An 18,309-nucleotide genomic window follows, 5' to 3' on the forward strand; every position below is an offset into this window, starting at 1 on the left:
CTTTGTTCTGGGCTGAGATGTTTAAATTTATTCATGACAACACTAATTTATTAATTTCAGCCTAAGGAAAGGAACCTAGGTTCCTTTCCTTAAACCTTTAGTGTTGCATTTATTGATTGAATCTAGGTACGGGCTTAATAGTAGATTTAAACTAAAAGATACAATGGTAACAAAAGATGAGTTAATGAAAGGATTCAAAGACTATTTAGATAAAATAGATGTAGTATTACTTAAAAAAGTAAAGACTATCGAAAAACAAATTAATACCAATGAGGGAGTTTTTGAATTAGGCAAATTTGAACGTAGAACTGTTAAAGAATTATACTTTGAAGGAGATATTCATGAAATGTTTTCTCCAGATGGAATTAAAGTTTCAGGAGCTATAGGTTTAAAAGTAGGTGTACGTGACATTAATTCAGATAGTGAAGGGTTTATGACCAAATGTTTAAAAGTGCAATTTACAAATGAAATTATAAAGTTTGATTTCATTCAAAAGGATATGGTGCTATTTACATCTGGTGAGATTAGTCATGCTTCTTTTGAAAATGATTCATATTGTTGAATTAATGAAACAGTTTACTTAAAAATGTATGAAATAAAGTTAGAAACACCCCTTAAATACCAATTTCCCCAATTCACAACCCAAAAGACCCAAAAACCCATAATTTAAGCCTAAAACACCTACTAAATCTACAATACCTTTAGCGAAATTAATCAACTAAATACTTGGTTATTAATCAAAAAAGACTTACTTTTGTAATCCTAGAAGTGGTTAAGGACACCCTTAATTTGCACATAAATACAAATATAATTTTTCAAAAGTCTATCTTTAATTGTTTGATGTCTTAGTTTATATTTGGAGTGGCTTCAATTAAACAAATCAGTATGAATAATGATGAGTTAACAGATTTAGGAAATGGAATTTTTGTAGATGATAAAGGTAATGTCACAGGTTCACATTCTGTAAACATTAATGGCCAAACTTTCACCGTTAACATTAGTTGTTCTTTTGAAAAGTTAGAAGAAAAGGAAAGAATAAGCAATAATCCTAATTCAGTTATAAGAGAACCTAAAGAAGATGAAATGATTTTACCAATAAGTTTCAAATTGGAAATCTTAGTTCACTTTCCAAAAGAATGTTTTAGAGAAAAGCAAGAATCACTATTAAAAGGGTATAACAATTTTATAGTTAAAAAATCTGATTTCCATAAAGGTATGATTGAATATAAAAATTATACAAGGCAAATGGAGATTTTAAGGAAAACTGCTGAATTAAACAATAAAGGTATAGATTTAGAAAAGAAAGGTTATATAGATGAAGCAATTACTGTTTATGAAGAAAATATTAAATTAGGTTATCCTGCCTCACATTCCTATGAAAGATTAATGATATTATACAGCAAGAAAAAAGATTATAAAAAAGAGAAAAGGACAATAGAAAGAGCTTTAGAAATTTATCCCAATAGTGATAAATATAAAAAGAGGTTAGAGAAATTGAATTTGAAGTTGAATAAGTAGATAATATGAATATACGGAACTTTGCCAGCAGCCAAATTAAATATTGACACTTAGTGTCAATGGTTTGATTAGGAGGATTGAAATGGTTTAATTGTGATCAAATATAAAATACTGATCATGAATATACTTAAGTTTAATGAAAGGTTTCCAGATGAAAAGTCTTGCATAGAATTCTTCAAGGAAAAAAGACTCAAAGAAAGGGTGGTATATAAGAAATGTAAGGGATTAGATCATTACTAGCTTTACGCCAAGAATATGTTTCAGTGTAAAACCTGTAGTTTTAGAACAAGCCTTAAGAGTGGTACGGTCATGGAAAACAGTAATCTTACACTTAAGGAATGGCTAACCGCAATCACCTTCTTTACAGCAACTAAGCAGGGGTTTAGTGCGCTGGAACTCCAACGTCAGATGGGTTTTAGTAGATATCAAACAGTATTCAATCTATGTCACAAGATTAGAACCTTGATGGGTAAACGAGATGCCGAATATAAACTGGAAGATATGGTTGAGTATGATGAGTCTTATATTACAAAGGCAAGCTCCAAAAACCAAGTAACCACAAAAAGAGGTCGTGGAACAGAAAAGAAGGCATTGGTGGCATTAATGGCAGAATCAACTGTGTTGGAGGATTTCAAAACTGGAGATTTAACTAAAAATTGTAGGTACTTAAAAATGAATAAGATAGATAATTTAAAGTCCAAAACGGCTGAAAAGCTTATTAAAGATCTAATTGATAAATCTGCTGTGGTTCAAACTGATGAAAGTACGACATATTCAAATTTTGAGGACTTTATAGATGTTCATGTTTCGAATGTATCAAATACCAAGGAAGGCAAATTCAACCTTAGATGGGTTCATATAGCTATTAGTAACCTCAAAGGTGATTTAAGGAAATTTAAAATGATTTCCGAGAAATATATCCAAAACTACATAGATGAGTTTGTTTATAAACTCAACAGAAAATATTTTGGAGAAAACTATTTGATAGACTTGTTATTGCGTCAGTTCAGCCTTACTGGCAAAGTAGGGTATAATCATATTAGAAATTATTAGAATTAGACTCTAGGGAAGGATAATGAAAAGTTAAGCTAAAACTCCCCTTCTTTTTAATGAGAATAAGAACAATTCACTATTCCTAAATGCTCATAAATCGGGAGTGTTAGCTAAACTCTACTGCCTCTAGCCCACTACGTTTTATCAGGAAGTACCTTCCAACCAAACATCTCTTTCAGCTCGTCATCAGCAATGTGCCCCCTCAAACTACTTATGATTTCCCCTTTAAGGTGATGCTGCTTTTTAGGATAGATAAAGAACCTATATGGCTTTGAGTACATTTCTTGATCACGAGTAGGGTTCAGTCCAGCTCTTGGAGCTGATAAGACTTTCTCAAGACTTAATGTTCCTTGATTTGACTTTTCTAACCCAAAGGTAACTTGATGTTTTTCTATACTTTTAAACCCACTCATCAAGGCTTGTAAGCATTTCAAAGGTCCATAAATATAATCAAGTTCCTTGCCTTGCTTATCTACCGCTTGTAGGGCCCTAATTAAAATTCCTCCATAGTAGTCTTCATTACCGCATGTAATATCAAGACCTGATCCATGTTGGTACCATTGACCTAAAGTTTTTTGGAGTTCATGACCATGGGTGTATTTATCATCATGATTAATTCCTGTATAGTAAAACTCAATCTCACAGATTCTGAAGGACTTTTTTCCACTGATCAGCATGTACTGATTCAATAGGTCTTCAGCAATTCTCTTAAAAGAGTTTTCAAGGTTTTTAGTGTCAATGGATAGATTGATAAATTCCATAATGCTTTAATTTTAACTTGATATAACAGGAATAGTAATCCCTATCTTAAATACCTTTTCATATTCTTTGATTGGAATTTCGGTAAGCTTTGTTATTTCTTCAGTTCCATTCTCCAAATCAGGATATAATATCACACAATCCATCATCTTTTTAGAAGAGACGCCTACTTTTTCACGAATCTTCATGAGTCTGGAATACCCGCTGACCTGCCTAATATCCTGATGATTGACATAGTCCTTGTAACAGGGTTTGTATTTGGCATCAATGATCTTGGAGTTTTCACCGTCTTTGAATAAGAAGTCCAGTTCATTTCCATTGGTTCTAACCTGATAATCTACTTGAGAACCAAAGGTTTTTTTAAGTTTTCCCAGTACGTACAACTCAAAAAGCTTAATCATATCGATCCAATAGGGTGGAGTGTCGATGGTAGGTAGATTTTGAATGGCTTGGATGTTGTAACCAAATCTTTTCAAAATGATTTGACCCAATCGGACTGCCTCGTTGTAATCTTTGTAGAAGGCATTAAACTTGACTTGCTTGATCTGATGGAGTTCAACATCAGTGCTGATATGGCTGAATGCAGGTTATATGAAATGTATTGTCTGCTGAAAAAACTTCTGGCCCATTAGGCCTTGGAATGTATGGAGGTATCGCTGTACAAATAGCAGCGTCTTTTTTATTAAACGATTTTCTATTCCATTATCACCAAATTCCTCAAATCTGCAGTAGGTATGTAAATCTTTATTCTTTACATGATTTTGTTTGACAGTCTGACCTACCAACACTTTGCCTTTCACTTTGCCATGGAGATTTCGATCTACTTGATAATAGCTTTTCTTGAGTCCTTTCCTGACGATTTCTTTTACTACTGTCAGAAAGCGAATAATCAATAGGGGAGACAGTAAGTCGTCTTGTTTAGGTAAAGGGATCTTGGGGTGATCAAATTTAATTTCGAATAACTCTTGGGTATGTTCGTAAACACCAGGGTGGGAGAGGGTATCAAATAGCATTTTACTAACATCAATCCTTTTAAGTTGAGTAGACTCCTCTTTAGTGAGTCTGACAGGTTCATCAGTTTCATAATCATACTTAGAGTTGAGTTTAGGTTCAACATAGAACCATTCTTTTGAACCACTTCCAGGTATCCAGTCGGATCCCACATAGTAGGTGCTTGTAATTTTAAGTTTTTGGTCAGTTTGAAAGAATTCAGCACATATCCCATCAGTCCTTCTTTTTCTGAAGAGAATGGAAGGTTCAGTGACTTTGAATTCTGGGAAATCAATTTCAAGAATACAGTGCTCTGGTAGCTTATGCATTAAAGTGTAATCTTGTTGATGACCTCTTTGACCTTTTCTTCATTGATTAGAATCCCGTCTTTTATATACTCATTGAGCAAAGGAACGACCTCATATTTCATCTTGATTTTAAGCTCCTGTTTAGCTTCCTCGTCTTTTTTATCAGTCAAGAAGTAACTATGCCCAATCCATACATCTTCTGGTCTAAAATCAGGGGATAGGTATTCAGATCTCTCTGGGTTGGCTTCTGATTCAAAGACTTCTTGGGGATTTTTTACAAAAAGAGAAGAAACCATTTCAAAGTTTTCCTTGGCATCGACATGAACGGGCTCTTTACGAGGCAGAACATCCACAAAAGAAAACCTTCTTCGTATGGCAGAATCAATGTGACCTACACTTCGGTCTGCTGTGTTCATAGTGCCGATAATGAAGAGGTTTTTAGGAAGGATAAGTTTATTGCCTTCAAGTTCTTCTTCTGAATCTGATGATTTTAGTGTATACATACTTTCAACAGTAGTACCTTCCACATCATCTTTGTCATATCTATACTCCAAGGCATAAATTAATTCCCCCAAAACGGAAGGGAGATTTGCCCTATTGATTTCATCTATGATCAGGACAAAGTTTGCAGTATGGTTCTTTAATGCCTTTTCAGCAAATTCTCCGAGAACCTTATTGACAACCATGTATTCCGGCTTATTATCATCATTTGTCTCAACCACGATCCCTCTCACAAAATCTTCATAGGTATAGGCAGGATGAAACTGGATAAGCTTTGTTTCTCCTTTTGATATGATCGTATTTTCTTGCACTTCAATCTCACCTTTAAGATCAAACTCATCAAAGAGGAATAACATGAAGTCATAATTCTTCATGTCAACTTTATATTCCACCTTCTTTTGATTGAAGAATTCTTGGACCTTCAGATTCATTTGAAGTGGACTCAATCCTTTACGATCAATTTTAAGTAGCTTACATAAGTTGTTCAAAGCCACCTTACCATTGATAGGGAAATACTTTTCAGGATAGTAACTGTTGAGTATTTTTATAATGTAGCTTACTCCAAGATTTTGATCTACTTTACTGGTGTCTTCTCTTTTTACCAGGTGAGCTATCATTTCAGCAAGTCTGGACATTGCCTCTTCAATGGAATTAGCCTCTGACAAGTGAGGCGAATGTTTAAAATGGGAACTGTATTGATCGTGAGTTTTGCTGTAGTATATCAAATATGATCTGGAGCTCCCAGGAAAGTAGTAACCCAATCTTTGTAGACCTCTTTCAATCCACCAACAAAAACTATCATTGGCACCTGTTCCAATACAATAATCTTCTAAGGTCATCTTATGAAGATCTACCTTTGGGAATTTTTCATAGAAATCCTTGAGCTTGGATTCAAACTCTTCTCTGGTAGCTTTTACCTTGGAATCTTCTGGATTAAAGTTTTTGAAGAATTCATTGATTATATGAAGTGGGCTTCCTTTATCGACAGAAACTGTTAACCCCTTTGCAAGTTCTTTTGCCAACCTAGTTTTTCCTGTTCCGGGAGGTCCTTGAAGGATAATCTCCTTTTTGTATTTCAGTAATGAAATTACATTTTCCATAACCTTAATTTTATGGGATTTCATGATTTCTATTTTAATGTTTTTCAATAATTTCGAAGTAGGGTCAATTTCTTCCATTTTTGCTAATCCGAAGGAAGAATAAACTTCTTTAACAGTTCCATATTGTCCACCTCCAATAGTATATCCTTGAAGACCTTTAAAGCCCACTCCTATTTCAGTATTTAAATTGTCATGAAAAAACCAATCCTCTAAAGGCGAATATAAATTCCACCCACTAAGCGGTTTTTGGTGATTTCCAGATGCTAAGCCATAGGCTATTAATTTATTTTGATATTTTAACAATAGAATATCATTAGGTTTTATTTCATTGTATACTCCTTTTTGGGAAGTGTTCTCATAAAGGATAAATGCCTTGTTTATAATTATCCTTTTCAAATTATCTGAATCATAACCTTTTCCAGGTTGACCTACACTACACACAAAAAATCTTTTTTTCATTATTATATATTCGATTAAGAACTCTGCACTCTACTCAATACAAACTGTTTTAAGTTTCTCTTTGAGTTTTTTCTTAAACATAATTATCATACTTTACCGAAGACTTTTTATTTTGGTCTTTTTAATACACAACGTTTAAGTGTTTAGTTCATTGACGAATTGGTTGTCATATTCGAATAATTTAGGTACGTTATTCGTATCCGTCCGATCAACCCCATCTTGTATGGGATAATTTTATTTAGGTCGGTACTGTTCCCAGTTTGAAGGGAGTAGTTGATAAAGATCTTCTTGCTTGTGAGCTTGGATTCTTTCGAACACATCTTTGAGCCAATCAAACTCGTTGATTTTATTCTTTTTGCAGCGTGCCATGAAAGAGTACATTGTCGCTGCCATTTCGGCTGCTTGATGTGATCCGGCAAAAAGAAATGCTTTTCTGCCGACCTTATGTAAAGCTTTACATAACCGAAGGCTCTTTATACATAAAATACCTGGTTGAATTCGAAAGAGCAAGCATTAAACAAGCTTTTTGATCGACTCAACATCAACCTTACCGAAGAACTCAATACTAACTCCCGAAGGGTAATTAATTCTTACGGCTGCCTCTCTTTGAAAATCAAGATCTGGTGTAATCGCAGAAAATGATGACTGATCTATTGGAGTAGATTCTTTCAAATTGAATTTCTTACACCAATAATAAAATGTGGTCCTTGAAATACCTTCTGCCTCTGCAAAACTGGCTTTACTTTTCCCAGATTCCTGCCACCTATTAACTAGGTCGCGATACTCATTGTTGCTTATCTTTTTCATGATGCAACTTTACGAAAAATTTATTCTCAGTTGGGCTTGCGCTTCCTCGGACGGATACCGTTATTCATTATTTATTGCTCCTATTTTTATAAAGGTTTTGTCCAAATCGAAATGGCCAATTTGAATAATATTCTCTGATTTGCATAATTCCTCACTTTTTTTGTGGACATCTGAATTTGTGATTAAAGTTGGGTTAGATAAAAATTTAAAAACTGAAAATTTCAATTCTTCGAAACTGTTTTTACTTTTCGGAAAACCAAATCGTTTTACCTTGGATGAAAAAGAATCAATAGTGTTTATATCAAGACCTTTTAAATAAAATTTGGCATCTATAATCATAAGAGCATCGTTTTCTGTGGGAATAGCTGGAGAATTCATAATTTGAAAAGAAATATCAGGAGCGTGGGAATATTTTTTATAGATTGAATGCCGAATTTTAGTCCCTAACCAAACCTCTACAAAATGAAGTGGATATCTACTAATTATAACTTTAAAATAAGAGTACCCTTCCTTTTTTGCAGGACTTTTGGGAAACTTTATCTCTTCCTTAGAATTAGGAATAACTTCAAGCTCATGTCTATTAAAAAGATCATTTAGAATAAACATAGAACAATAAAATTCATAGATATAATTAGTTTTAAAATCTCCAATATCTATAAATCCAAAAACTTCGCCGCTTGAATCCCAACAAGTAATTTTCTTTATAGCCTCTTTATACTTTTTAATATCCATCTTAGTTAACTTTTAATACCAGTGGGTTCTTTTTTATCTTTTTGATATATTCTTCACTAAATATTAGTTCTTCATTTCGAAATTTGAAATTGGTCCCAAAGTTTTTTTCAAGCTCCGGAAGGTATTGCTTAATAATTTTTTCCTGATCAGATGCAATTGATGGATTAGATCTCTCATCTTTTGCTGCAAATGATAATTTGATATAATTTTCTTCACCGAACATTTCTTTAAATAATTTTAAACTTTCCAAAAATTGATAAGATGGGTTTAGGATCTGATGGGTAATGTATTCATTCAATTTACTCAACACTTCAAAGGTATTGTACACATAGTAACTCTGGTTAAAATCAAATATCCCCAAGAAGTACAAGAAACACTTTCTATGGTCTTGATGCATATTATAAAAAGTAAAACCGATTAAAGATCTGATTTCATTAATATTACTAAAAAGTATCATTTTGCCTTCATCTGCGGTTATCTTTTTCCAAGATCTAAAATGTATTATTGGATTTACATAATTTTTTATGTTTGCAAGGCTGAATTTAAAATTTTCGAGAGGTTTTGGCTCGAAAATTTCTCTTTTAGTAAAGATGATCAAACTTTCTAATTCTGTTTTGTCTTCATTTTTCTTGATTTCCATAATTTTAAAAAGTGATGTAAAATGCCACTCACCCATTAAACGTTCCAGTACAAAAACGAAATCCCCTTCTTTTTGAGGGATATTTCTTTTTTCCGTAAAATAAAAGTATCCCACTTCTGGAGAAGGAATAAAATTATATTTAACAATCCAAAAATTAGCTATCATTATTTTTGTTTTAGAACCTTAAGTAAATTCAATATTTTATCATCCTTTTGATACAGCTTTTCAGGAAGAATTTTATCAAAACCATCTCCCCAAAAACTCTTTTCAATTGGGATTTCAAATTTTGCAATCAACCTTCTATTAAAATCGAATTGATTAGAGCGTTTAGGATCATCCAATTTATAATTAGGAAATGGGCCTGCAAGGTATCCTTCCTGAAAAAATGGTCTTTTTGCGGATGGAGGGCAAACATTCAACAATCGAAGATTTACAATTTCTTCGAAAGAATTATATCCAATCGCATCAGTTTGCCATGGCATTCCTAATACATAAACAATACCCGTATTTCCTGAATTTCTATCGAAAGCAAAAGAACAAGCTACATGCAGCGAATGTGAAAGATCTAATAAAGGAGTGTCACATATTTCATAGTGTTGCAGTAACGACCATGCTATCTCTGGATATTTTTTGATCAAATGGGTACCAGCAAATGTGATATTTCCTCCATAAAAAAGACTTAATAATTCTACTGATTTTGATTTCAAAAGGTCAAACTGGTGTTTTAGATTCCGGGGTATTCCATCCTTTTTTTTTCTAAAAATTGAAGGCGAAATTATAGTTTTCAAATAGCTATCCAAATAATCTTTACTTTGCCCCCTGTAATACATAACATACTCTCTATTGTAATGTAGAATCCTTGCAACCTTGCTCACTAATTCATCATAAGTCTGAACCACCATAGGATCACTTTTTAATGATATCCTCATTTTTAAAAGGTCTCCCTTTTAGCCAATCTTTTTCAAAATTAAGATGACAAAATGCTTTTTCGATTTTCCGCATACATCTATGATTTTATGAAAACCTCAATCTTATCCATCAACTTCTTCTTCAAATCCGCCCCATCTTTCCACACCAAATGCTGATAGTTTCGAGTGTCAAAATGGGCAGTTCCTATTTCATCTTCACGACAGGTATAGATTACTTTCTGTCCTCTACCTAAAGCATATCCTGCTTCGAAATAGACCCCAGCTTTATGATGTGTGAAGTCTGCAATTGTAAATCTTGCTTTTTTGATTCCTGCAAGGATGGCATCGTTAATGGTGACATCACTGTCTGGATGCTGGTCAGTAACAATGTAAGGTATGAACTTAGATTCTGTAATGGCTGGTTCAATCCAATCATTATATACTTGGAACATTTCAGAATCAAAGGACATAGCTATAAAACAAATATCTGAATCTGATATCTTCCCAATATTTGAAGCACGTTCCCATCCATCAAGGGTTAGTGCAATCCTTATATCAGCTGAATTTTCATCTTCTTCAATAATCCAATTTTTCCCTAATGCTTCATTAATAAGAGTTGTGAATTCTCGATCATTGACTATACCAATCTTTTTCATGATTTTGAAAGAATAATTCCAATTCTCTCTGAATAAAAAATATTCACCTAAGTAATCTGAATGTTTCTTTAGATAATAAAGAATTTCATCAATTTTGTCTAATGGGGTAATTGGAATATTAGAAGAAGTAATCAACGCATCTAATATATTTCGATCAACGACAGTGTTTTTTTTCGGCCATATTTCATTATATAATAAGTATTCTATTTCTCTTCTATTTTTTTTCCAATACGGATGATCATTATAAAGTTCTTGTGAAACAATTAGACATTTATTATCAAGATCACTGTAGAACCAGTATGTAACTTCTCCATTGTACTCCAAATTTAAATCCATAAAACCAGCATCAACCTTGTTCGAAGGTAATTCGGTTAATGGACAGGTAGATGAATGATGAATTTGTTTCATTTTAACTATTTGTTAGCCTTTTCAAATGGTATAACTTTCTCCCACCATAATTAAAAGTGTAGCAGAATCTCTTTTCCCTATTCATTTCAGACTTTTCTACTATAAATGGCCAAAGCCGAAAGACGGTCATCGCAAATTCAAAGTAGTCAAGGTCACTTTCAAGTTTCATAACAAACAGTCTATACCCTTCTTCCATTTGCTTAATTATAACTTCTGATAAGCTTTTTTTTGAGTGGTTAACAGCTAAGAATACAGAATCAGACAGTGAAAATTTATTTTCAATACCGTCGCACCATGAATGGATTTCAAACTTCTTTTCTTCCTGAAGATCATGGATAGCTTTTAAAGAATTAACCAATTCATCAGGGTAACAAGGATCTATCAAAATTTTTAAAGGTTTCATACGCTATATTTTAAAGCATCATTGATTTGATCTATTGAAATACCATACATTTTTGAGATCATTTGCATAGAATTTGGCCCCTTATAGAATGCTTTTATTATTTTTGCAGTCACTCCCTTAGTCCCATTAACATGTGGTAATCCACCTGCAAGCTTAGGGTCTATGATGATTGTGCCGTTACCTTTTGAAGGAATAAGTTTTTCAGCAATTCCATCTTTGTTAAATTTGATGTCAGCAAAGAAATACCGAATAATATCGAGGTTGTACTGTCCTGTTCCATTTAAAGTTATTATATCACCGTTTTGAAGTTCAAATACTATTGATTTTCCCGCAGCTCTTATGTCATTATCTACATTGTTATTAGCAAAAGGATATTTTTTACCAGTCCTTTGACCATAATCCCTTCTTGCAATTAAAATATCTTTAAGGTTACAATATTCTCTTAAAGTGCCAATAACAACCAATTCAATCAACCCATGAAAACTAATTCTGGATTTGTTTTCGTCTTTCGAATCGAATCCAGAAACTCCTTCATATTTTTCTTTGGCAAGTTCTTCAATCCATTTTTTTACCTTAGATTTTGAGAGTCCTGTAATTTCAGAAGCATCTGAAATTGAGTAGATCCCTTCATTAAGTCCAAATTCTTTCATTGTAGATTCGCTTTGAGGTTGACTGAATAAATCTAAAGAAATTTGTGGTTTTGTTGTTATTGTTTTCTTTTGAGTGGTAGTTTTAATTTTTACTTTCGTACTCAAATCCACCTGACACTCTTCCCAAATCTTCTGAAGCCGTTTTAAATGCACTTCCATATCCCAATCAGGTCTTAAGCGATCATAGGCTTCTAATACCAACCTGCGGGTGCGGTATTCTCCGTACTTGCGTATGTCTTTTTCTTTGAGGACGCGGAAGGTCTCTCCGGGGAAGTCCTCTCCATACACATCCTGTGGATCGAGGATGTAGCGCAACTCGTCACTCTCCAAGCCATAGAGCAGCGCAAAGTAGGCATCCAACTCGGCCTTAAGCCTTGCCCTGCGGTCCTCATCCCACTTAAACGGTGGAAGCGGACAACCTTTTTCTTTTTGCCAAGTAATCTCGGGATAAGCATCCTTCCATTCCGGTAGTTTCCAAGTATGACCACCCGTTTCAGTTTGATTCTCTTCCCATTGGGATTGAATGGCTTTTCGGAGCTCTGGATCAGCTTCTTTCCATAACTCATCAGCAAAGGCCTTGATATCCCAAGAAGTATAAGTGAGTTCAAAAATCAAAGGAACAATCAATTTCATTACTTCTTTCGAGTATAGTGATGGATGGATAACGGCAAACTGTTCGACATAAAAGAAATTCATATGGGTTCCCGCAATCTTCTGCCTCACAAAAAAATCTAATATACAGGACGAAAAGTTGGCATAGGATATTGCATGAAAAATTGGGTTCTCATTTACAAAGAATAAGGGCATATTATTACCAACTCCCGCACTACTAATAGCAGAAAAAATACTTGTCCTTTCATTCGTGGTATTAGTTATATCTCTAAAACCAATTAAGAATTTTGAATTATTCTGTTGGGTAACCTCACTCATTCCCACCCAATACCAGGGCTTGATCAGGTAATAAGGGTTTTGGTATTGTTCTAAGGTTGGAGTGGGTGTTTGGGTGCTGGTACGGCTATCGACTCCGGCGTAGGTTCCGAAGCGGTGGTCGTAGTGCCAGATCATTTTGCTTTCATACAGCGGAAGCCATAGTTCCTCACCTTTTTTGAAGCGATTTCCCATCAGGGTAAAGCCCAATTCCCGAAGTTCGGACTCGGTTTTGAACAAGTGGGAATCGTTGCTCATGTGAAACATGGCCTTGAAACTAATTCCCCAAGGGTTTTGGCTTTTAGCTTCATTGATCAGCACGGGTACCCGGCTGTAGATCTTGGCAGTGAGCTCCGCATCCTTTCGGGTTCGGAAGATCGGGGTGGTCTTGGTATTAGGGTTAATATTGAGAAAGTCCCGCTGCCCCAGGGTAAATACCCGCTCCCGGTTCAAAATATCCAGCACATCATGCATAAAGAAACCAAAGGTGGATTCCCTGTCTTTCTTTTTCGGCTCCAAGGTGATCAGGCTGAATTTATAGCTGCGATGTACATTAGCAAAAATGGCTTTCTTGTTTTCAAAATCAAACAGGGAAGACAAGCGTCCCTTTTCGATAAGATCGGCAAAATAGAATTTGTTGGTATCGTCAGTAGCGATCCCTGTAGGAACGATAAATCCAGCGGCACCTTTGTCATTGATCGACTTCTCGATTAGCTCCGAGAATACCGAATAAGTATTGACATCGCCTCTTCCTGCCAAGGGAAAGCGATTACTTCCTCTAACAAACTTAGAGGATGATTCAGACTCATGCAGTGCTTGAAGGTAGTCCTGCCAGAGTTTGGGGTTGCTTGCCTGAAGCTTTTGAATGGCTCTTTTACGGGCTGCTGCATTGGCTGCATTTGCTACTTCAGAATCTTTTTCCATAAAAAATTCCTTTTCCTGAAGCTTTATCCGCTCCCATGGTGGATTGGCCAAGATCAGATCGAAACCTCCTTTTTCCGTAACTTCCGGAAATTCCAGTACCCAATGGAAAAACTTAGATTCCACGCTTTGGGCGAAGGCCTTGGCTTCCAATTGGGTATTTAGACTGCCAGTACTTTGGAGGTATTGGGCCAGGAACTCGGAGTTGACAAAGGCCCGCTGTTCGCCTGAATACTGTTGGTAAAATGCGTAAGTGTATAGATTGCAGGACGAGAGGGTCTTCATCCAGCCTTGGTTGGCACGGGAAGCATCGTAGTGTTTCTTTTGCTGCTCCACTTCAGAGAGTGAGTCTCCACGGATGGCATCGATGGCTCGGTTGCTCTCTGCAAAGCGATGGATATCCTCCTCGAAATGTGTTCGACCCATGAAGAGAGAAAACTGCTTTTTCTTCCGAAACTCGGTATTAACCTTTTTTTGAACCTTTAGAACCTCCTTATCATCCCCAACCGTTTCCTGAAAAGCTCCATCGGGAATCCCCTTGGTCAGCAGACTCAATTGGTCCACCCCCACGAGGGCGTTTCCGTTTTTGATTTTGTGCTCCAGAAAGCTCAGTGGCTTTCCGGAGTTGTGTCCTTCAATCCAAAGTGCCAAACGGCAGAGTTCGACCGCAGCAGGATTGAGGTCGACCCCATAGATACATTTTTGAATTACATCTCTTTTAGCCGGTGCTATCCATTTTTCACCGGGATTTTCTTCGCCTGAGCGTATCACGGCTAATCTGTAGGCCATCACTCTTGCAGCACCCAATAAAAAATGTCCTGAACCAGTAGCAGGATCACACAATTTGATGTCCAATAAAGCTTTTTCTTTTTCGGCAGGTGTACTTCTATCTTTTAATCGTTCATCAATGAGTGGGATCAAAGAAGTTTTGATCAGCTGTGCTACGAGATCGTGACGGGTGTAGTAAGAACCTGTAAGTTTCCGTTCCGAACCTTCCGTAAAACCAAATCCCGGCTTGCTTCCTTCCAGATAAAACAAAGGATGCAATTCCAATAATCCTTCATAGACCGACCCCAATTCTTCCACGTCCAGATCACTGTAATTGACGCGGGACAATGTTCCCGTATCGTTTCGTGTCAGGGTCAAGCTGGCAATCACCTTGAGCAGGTGTTCGTTGGTCAGCTTCAATTCATGAAAGGAAAAGTTATTGAAGCTTAGCGAAGTCTCTCCGAACAGCTCTCCTCCCAAGGGGGATATACCGAGTGGTTTTCCAAAGCCATTGGACTCATAAAGTTTAAAGGTAGTCTTCAATCCTTCCCAAAGGTCAAACTTATCCTTTTCTACAAAGTTTCTTTTCAAGGCCAGTTTGCGTAACCGTTCAATGCTGTAATACTCGAAATAAATCGTTCGTTGCTTGGAATTCTTTTCTTCTTCGGGATAGATCAATTTCCGTTCTTCCGTTACGATCAAAAAAAGCAAGCGGTAGATTGTTCTCAGGAGGGTGTCATAATAAGGTTTGGCTTCTACTTTTTGGCCATAGACTGCCTCGACGAATTCGGGATTTAGCTTGGAATCCAAAAATCCAACACCTAAAGTTTCCAAGGAGCGTTTTACCTCCATTCGGAGGTTCTCACGGATTCTGTTACCGGATTGTATGGATTCCTGATGGTATTTCTCCAAGATAACATCTTCACCTTCTCCGGACTTTTGGGTCATTCGTGAGGCATGCAGCAGTCGGAAGAGGACAGCAAAGTCCGCAAAAAGGTCTTCTTCGAAGATTTTTTCCAAGTTGAATTCAACATAAGCCAGCTTGGCCAGTCGGGAAGAATCTCTCAGTAGCCGTAGGTGTTTGCCATTGGTGACCAAAGCATAGAGGTGCTGATCGGTTACGTTCAGGTACTCCTGTACCAGTCCATGGGAAGAGATCCTTGTTTGGGTGTATTCATCCTTTTTGTCCAAATCCTGCTTAAAACTGACGATGTGTATGGGAAATCTATCCAAATTACCTGCACGATGGCTGATGGCGTATGCTTTTCCCTGAATGTTTTCGAGGTTACTTTTCTCTACGGTATATCCAGTTTCCGTCAGAAAGGGGATCATCCAGAGATTTCTTGTTTCTGTTGTACCCGACTCATCTCCCTGCAACCTGGACAACTTTAATTTGAAGCTATTCCAATAGCCCCTGATCATGGCATAAGCAAGGCCAATCTCATCCCTGACCTTGGTGTCTTTTTTGAATCCGAAATCAGTACTTTTTTGAAATTCAATTTCTTCTTTGGCGATTTTATCCAAAGTTTCAGTGCTGATGATATTTCCTTGTATGGTTATGCTTGGGAAGGTCATTTACTTTTATATTTCAAAGGTTTGAGAAGCTATTATCAAACAATTCTCTGGCTGCTATATTTTCTTTTAAAGTTCTGATGTAGGATTCAAAATCAGTTATTATATCCCTGAGAAATTTTGAAGGACTGACCTTTATTGTTCCGCTCTCTGGAAATGATAAACTTTCTTCAAAGCTGGAATTAATAATAATCTGTCCTCTTACCATGCCATTGTGAAATAAACCACAACGGGCTTCCCTGTAAAATCTATCTAAATCATTATCAGTGAATTTTCTTGGATACATTCGATGAAGACCGTTTCGAAAAAACTCATTACTTCTATTCCTACTTGATTGTCCAGTCCTATATTCTTCAACTCCTTCTATGTAGGAAAGACAGATCATTAAAACTATGAATCCTTTATTTTGGGTTTTATACCTAACCATATTTTGGGCGGGTTTAAGAAACCAACCAATTACTTGACGTCCATAAATTTTTATTTTGTCAAATGGATTATTAGGATTCAATTCTTCCCCGGTTCTTTCATCAAAAACTATAGGTGTTCCATTTTCATTGATATGACCAATGATTTCTGGAGCAATATAAATGGGGTCTCTTCGTAGTCTTTTGGCCATTTTTAAATATTTATTTTCTCCGAACTTTAGTTGATTTTTCTCCGAACTGTAAAATCATCACTTCGTCCTACTTTTTGATGTTTACCAATAGCTTCCACGTCCCGCCTTTATCAGGACCAATTCTGTCCAAAACCTTCGCTACTTTCAATTTTGCAATGATTTTCTCTACTCCTCGGCTGGAAAGCCCGATCTTTTGAGCTATATCCGATGCGGAAATAGTCACATCTTCCCTTATCATCAGAAGTAGGTGGTATGCGTTTTCTCCGAACTCTTCGATAATTTTCTCCGAACTGAGAAAAAGCAAATCGGATGTTTTCTCCGAACTGGAACCTGTTTTTCTCCGAACTTTAGTAGGCGCCAAAAAGGCATCGTGAATAGGAAGTACAACATGGAAAAAAGACCTATCCTCATCCGTATCAAATTCTGCAGGAGGAGAATCATTATTTTCCATGGATTTGATAACTGTAGGAATACCAGTGGCTTTCCCTTCTGTGAGATCAAGCTCCTTAAGAAAATCCCCCAATCTTCTATTCCGATATCTTCTCGGCAGGACTGTTCCTTTTTTGAACTCGCTTAACTTTATACTTCTATCAGGGCCTCCATAATTGATCACCCTTATTCTATCCTGGTAAATGCGGATTTCAACAGGTTCCCTTGTTTGGTAATCGCGATGGTAAAGCGCATTGGCTACCACCTCTTCCAAGGCTTGATAGGGATAATTCCAAACCTTTACAGCTTCCGCTTGATCTTTGATTTTGGTGGTTTTTTGACGAAGTACATTGATTTTCAGATATTCTAATGTCTTACTAATCATAAAATCTACCGGCCCGAAAATATGTGGCGCTTCTATGAATTCATCTGCTTCTTCACCATTTGGAAAATGAACAATCTCCACCCGGGAATAGGGAAAATATTTCTCTGGATTATCGGTAAACATCATCAGGGCTACATTCCTTGGATGTCTTCTTTCAGGAGGTCCATACAAAAGCTGCATTTGGGAAAGCAGCTGTTCCTTGGTCAAGGAATCCATGGAATCCAATAATTTACTTTCCACTTTTCTGAGATAATCCCTGACTAAAGTCAAGGATATTTCCTCAAAACTAATCATGGTATTGGGCCGATCATCGAAAGGAGTCTTTCCGCTAAGGGCAATCAGTTCTTCCTTTTGACTTTTGTTGACCTTGATCGAACTGGAACCATAACGGATATAGTAATGGTACTTCTTTTCTTTGGCTTTGATTTCGTCAGGAACTTCATAAGGCCTGTTGTCTCCTGCAAATACCCAAATTACCAGAATTTTTTTATCTTCTATTTCTTCAATACTGATTTTGGGATGATAGGCTGGATTGATCAGGTTGTTCATTTTAACCATATCCTTTTGGATGCCATCAATCTCTTCCTCGTTAAGTCCCACGGGAGGTAGTAAAGGTCTCCCATTTTCTTCTTCAACTCCTACAATGATATAGCCTCCTCCGATGTCATCAAAATCATTAGCGAAGGCACAGATAGTGCGATAGATAGGGCCAGGATTCCAGCCCTTCTTGTACTCAATCCGTTCGGATTCTACTGCCCGACCTTTGATCAGGTCCAATATGTTGATAGGGAGCGCCATA

Annotated in this window: 14 protein-coding genes and 2 pseudogenes; 3 read left to right on the forward strand and 13 right to left on the reverse strand. The window is 36.3% G+C overall.

Annotated features, from left to right (window positions below; translation table 11 throughout):
- The first annotated feature begins 163 nt into the window (after positions 1-163).
- The 3 genes and pseudogenes from MM239_RS17010 (at position 164) to MM239_RS17020 (ending at position 2,552) form a co-directional block, all read left to right on the forward strand.
- The gene (locus MM239_RS17010) at positions 164-562 is read left to right on the forward strand and encodes a hypothetical protein (RefSeq protein WP_241349455.1); all 399 of its coding nucleotides are present in this window, start codon (positions 164-166) and stop codon (positions 560-562) included.
- A gap of 323 nt (positions 563-885) precedes the next feature.
- Entirely contained in the window at positions 886-1,518 is a 633-nt protein-coding gene (locus MM239_RS17015) for a hypothetical protein (protein WP_241349456.1), read from the forward strand.
- A gap of 117 nt (positions 1,519-1,635) precedes the next feature.
- A pseudogene (locus MM239_RS17020) lies at positions 1,636-2,552 on the forward strand (IS1595 family transposase).
- Positions 2,553-2,705: 153 nt separating this feature from the next.
- Here the strand turns inward: MM239_RS17020 and MM239_RS17025 are convergent.
- From MM239_RS17025 to MM239_RS17085, 13 genes and pseudogenes are all read right to left on the reverse strand, one after another.
- Positions 2,706-3,332, reverse strand: coding sequence for a hypothetical protein (locus tag MM239_RS17025; RefSeq protein ID WP_241349457.1), 627 nt, complete (start codon positions 3,330-3,332; stop codon positions 2,706-2,708).
- A 12-nt stretch (positions 3,333-3,344) separates the two neighbouring features.
- Positions 3,345-4,649 (reverse strand): annotated as a pseudogene (locus tag MM239_RS17030) (5-methylcytosine restriction system specificity protein McrC).
- Positions 4,649-6,688 carry an AAA family ATPase gene (locus MM239_RS17035; RefSeq protein ID WP_241349458.1) on the reverse strand — a complete coding sequence of 680 codons (2,040 nt, stop codon included), beginning with the start codon at positions 6,686-6,688 and terminating at the stop codon, positions 4,649-4,651. Before MM239_RS17035 ends, MM239_RS17030 begins: the two are co-directional and overlap by 1 nt.
- Before the next feature lie 234 nt (positions 6,689-6,922).
- Positions 6,923-7,081, reverse strand: a complete 159-nt coding sequence (locus MM239_RS17040) for a transposase domain-containing protein (RefSeq protein ID WP_241349459.1) — start codon at positions 7,079-7,081, stop codon at positions 6,923-6,925.
- A 120-nt stretch (positions 7,082-7,201) separates the two neighbouring features.
- On the reverse strand, positions 7,202-7,495 hold the full coding sequence (tnpA, locus tag MM239_RS17045; protein WP_241349460.1) for an IS66 family insertion sequence element accessory protein TnpA: 294 nt from the start codon (positions 7,493-7,495) through the stop codon (positions 7,202-7,204).
- 60 nt (positions 7,496-7,555) lie between these two features.
- Positions 7,556-8,227, reverse strand: coding sequence for a hypothetical protein (locus MM239_RS17050; protein WP_241349461.1), 672 nt, complete (start codon positions 8,225-8,227; stop codon positions 7,556-7,558).
- A 1-nt stretch (position 8,228) separates the two neighbouring features.
- Positions 8,229-9,032 (reverse strand): hypothetical protein, encoded by an 804-nt coding sequence (locus MM239_RS17055; RefSeq protein WP_241349462.1) that lies wholly within the window; start codon positions 9,030-9,032, stop codon positions 8,229-8,231.
- Complete coding sequence (locus MM239_RS17060; RefSeq protein ID WP_241349463.1) at positions 9,032-9,796, reverse strand: FRG domain-containing protein; 765 nt, start codon at positions 9,794-9,796, stop codon at positions 9,032-9,034. Before MM239_RS17060 ends, MM239_RS17055 begins: the two co-directional genes overlap by 1 nt.
- Before the next feature lie 77 nt (positions 9,797-9,873).
- The gene (locus MM239_RS17065; RefSeq protein WP_241349464.1) at positions 9,874-10,839 is read right to left on the reverse strand and encodes a hypothetical protein; all 966 of its coding nucleotides are present in this window, start codon (positions 10,837-10,839) and stop codon (positions 9,874-9,876) included.
- Position 10,840: 1 nt separating this feature from the next.
- Entirely contained in the window at positions 10,841-11,242 is a 402-nt protein-coding gene (locus MM239_RS17070) for a hypothetical protein (protein WP_241349465.1), read from the reverse strand.
- Positions 11,239-16,083, reverse strand: a complete 4,845-nt coding sequence (locus MM239_RS17075; protein WP_241349466.1) for an Eco57I restriction-modification methylase domain-containing protein — start codon at positions 16,081-16,083, stop codon at positions 11,239-11,241. The genes MM239_RS17070 and MM239_RS17075 overlap by 4 nt, the downstream gene beginning before the upstream one ends.
- 13 nt (positions 16,084-16,096) lie before the next feature.
- Positions 16,097-16,696, reverse strand: a complete 600-nt coding sequence (locus MM239_RS17080; RefSeq protein ID WP_241349467.1) for a hypothetical protein — start codon at positions 16,694-16,696, stop codon at positions 16,097-16,099.
- Between the two features lie 67 nt (positions 16,697-16,763).
- On the reverse strand, positions 16,764-18,308 hold the full coding sequence (locus tag MM239_RS17085) for an RNA-binding domain-containing protein (protein WP_241349468.1): 1,545 nt from the start codon (positions 18,306-18,308) through the stop codon (positions 16,764-16,766).
- Between the last annotated feature and the right edge of the window lies 1 nt (position 18,309).

It is taken from the genome of Belliella filtrata, from assembly GCF_022549775.1.
In the GTDB taxonomy this organism is placed as follows: Bacteria; Bacteroidota; Bacteroidia; order Cytophagales; family Cyclobacteriaceae; genus Belliella; species Belliella filtrata.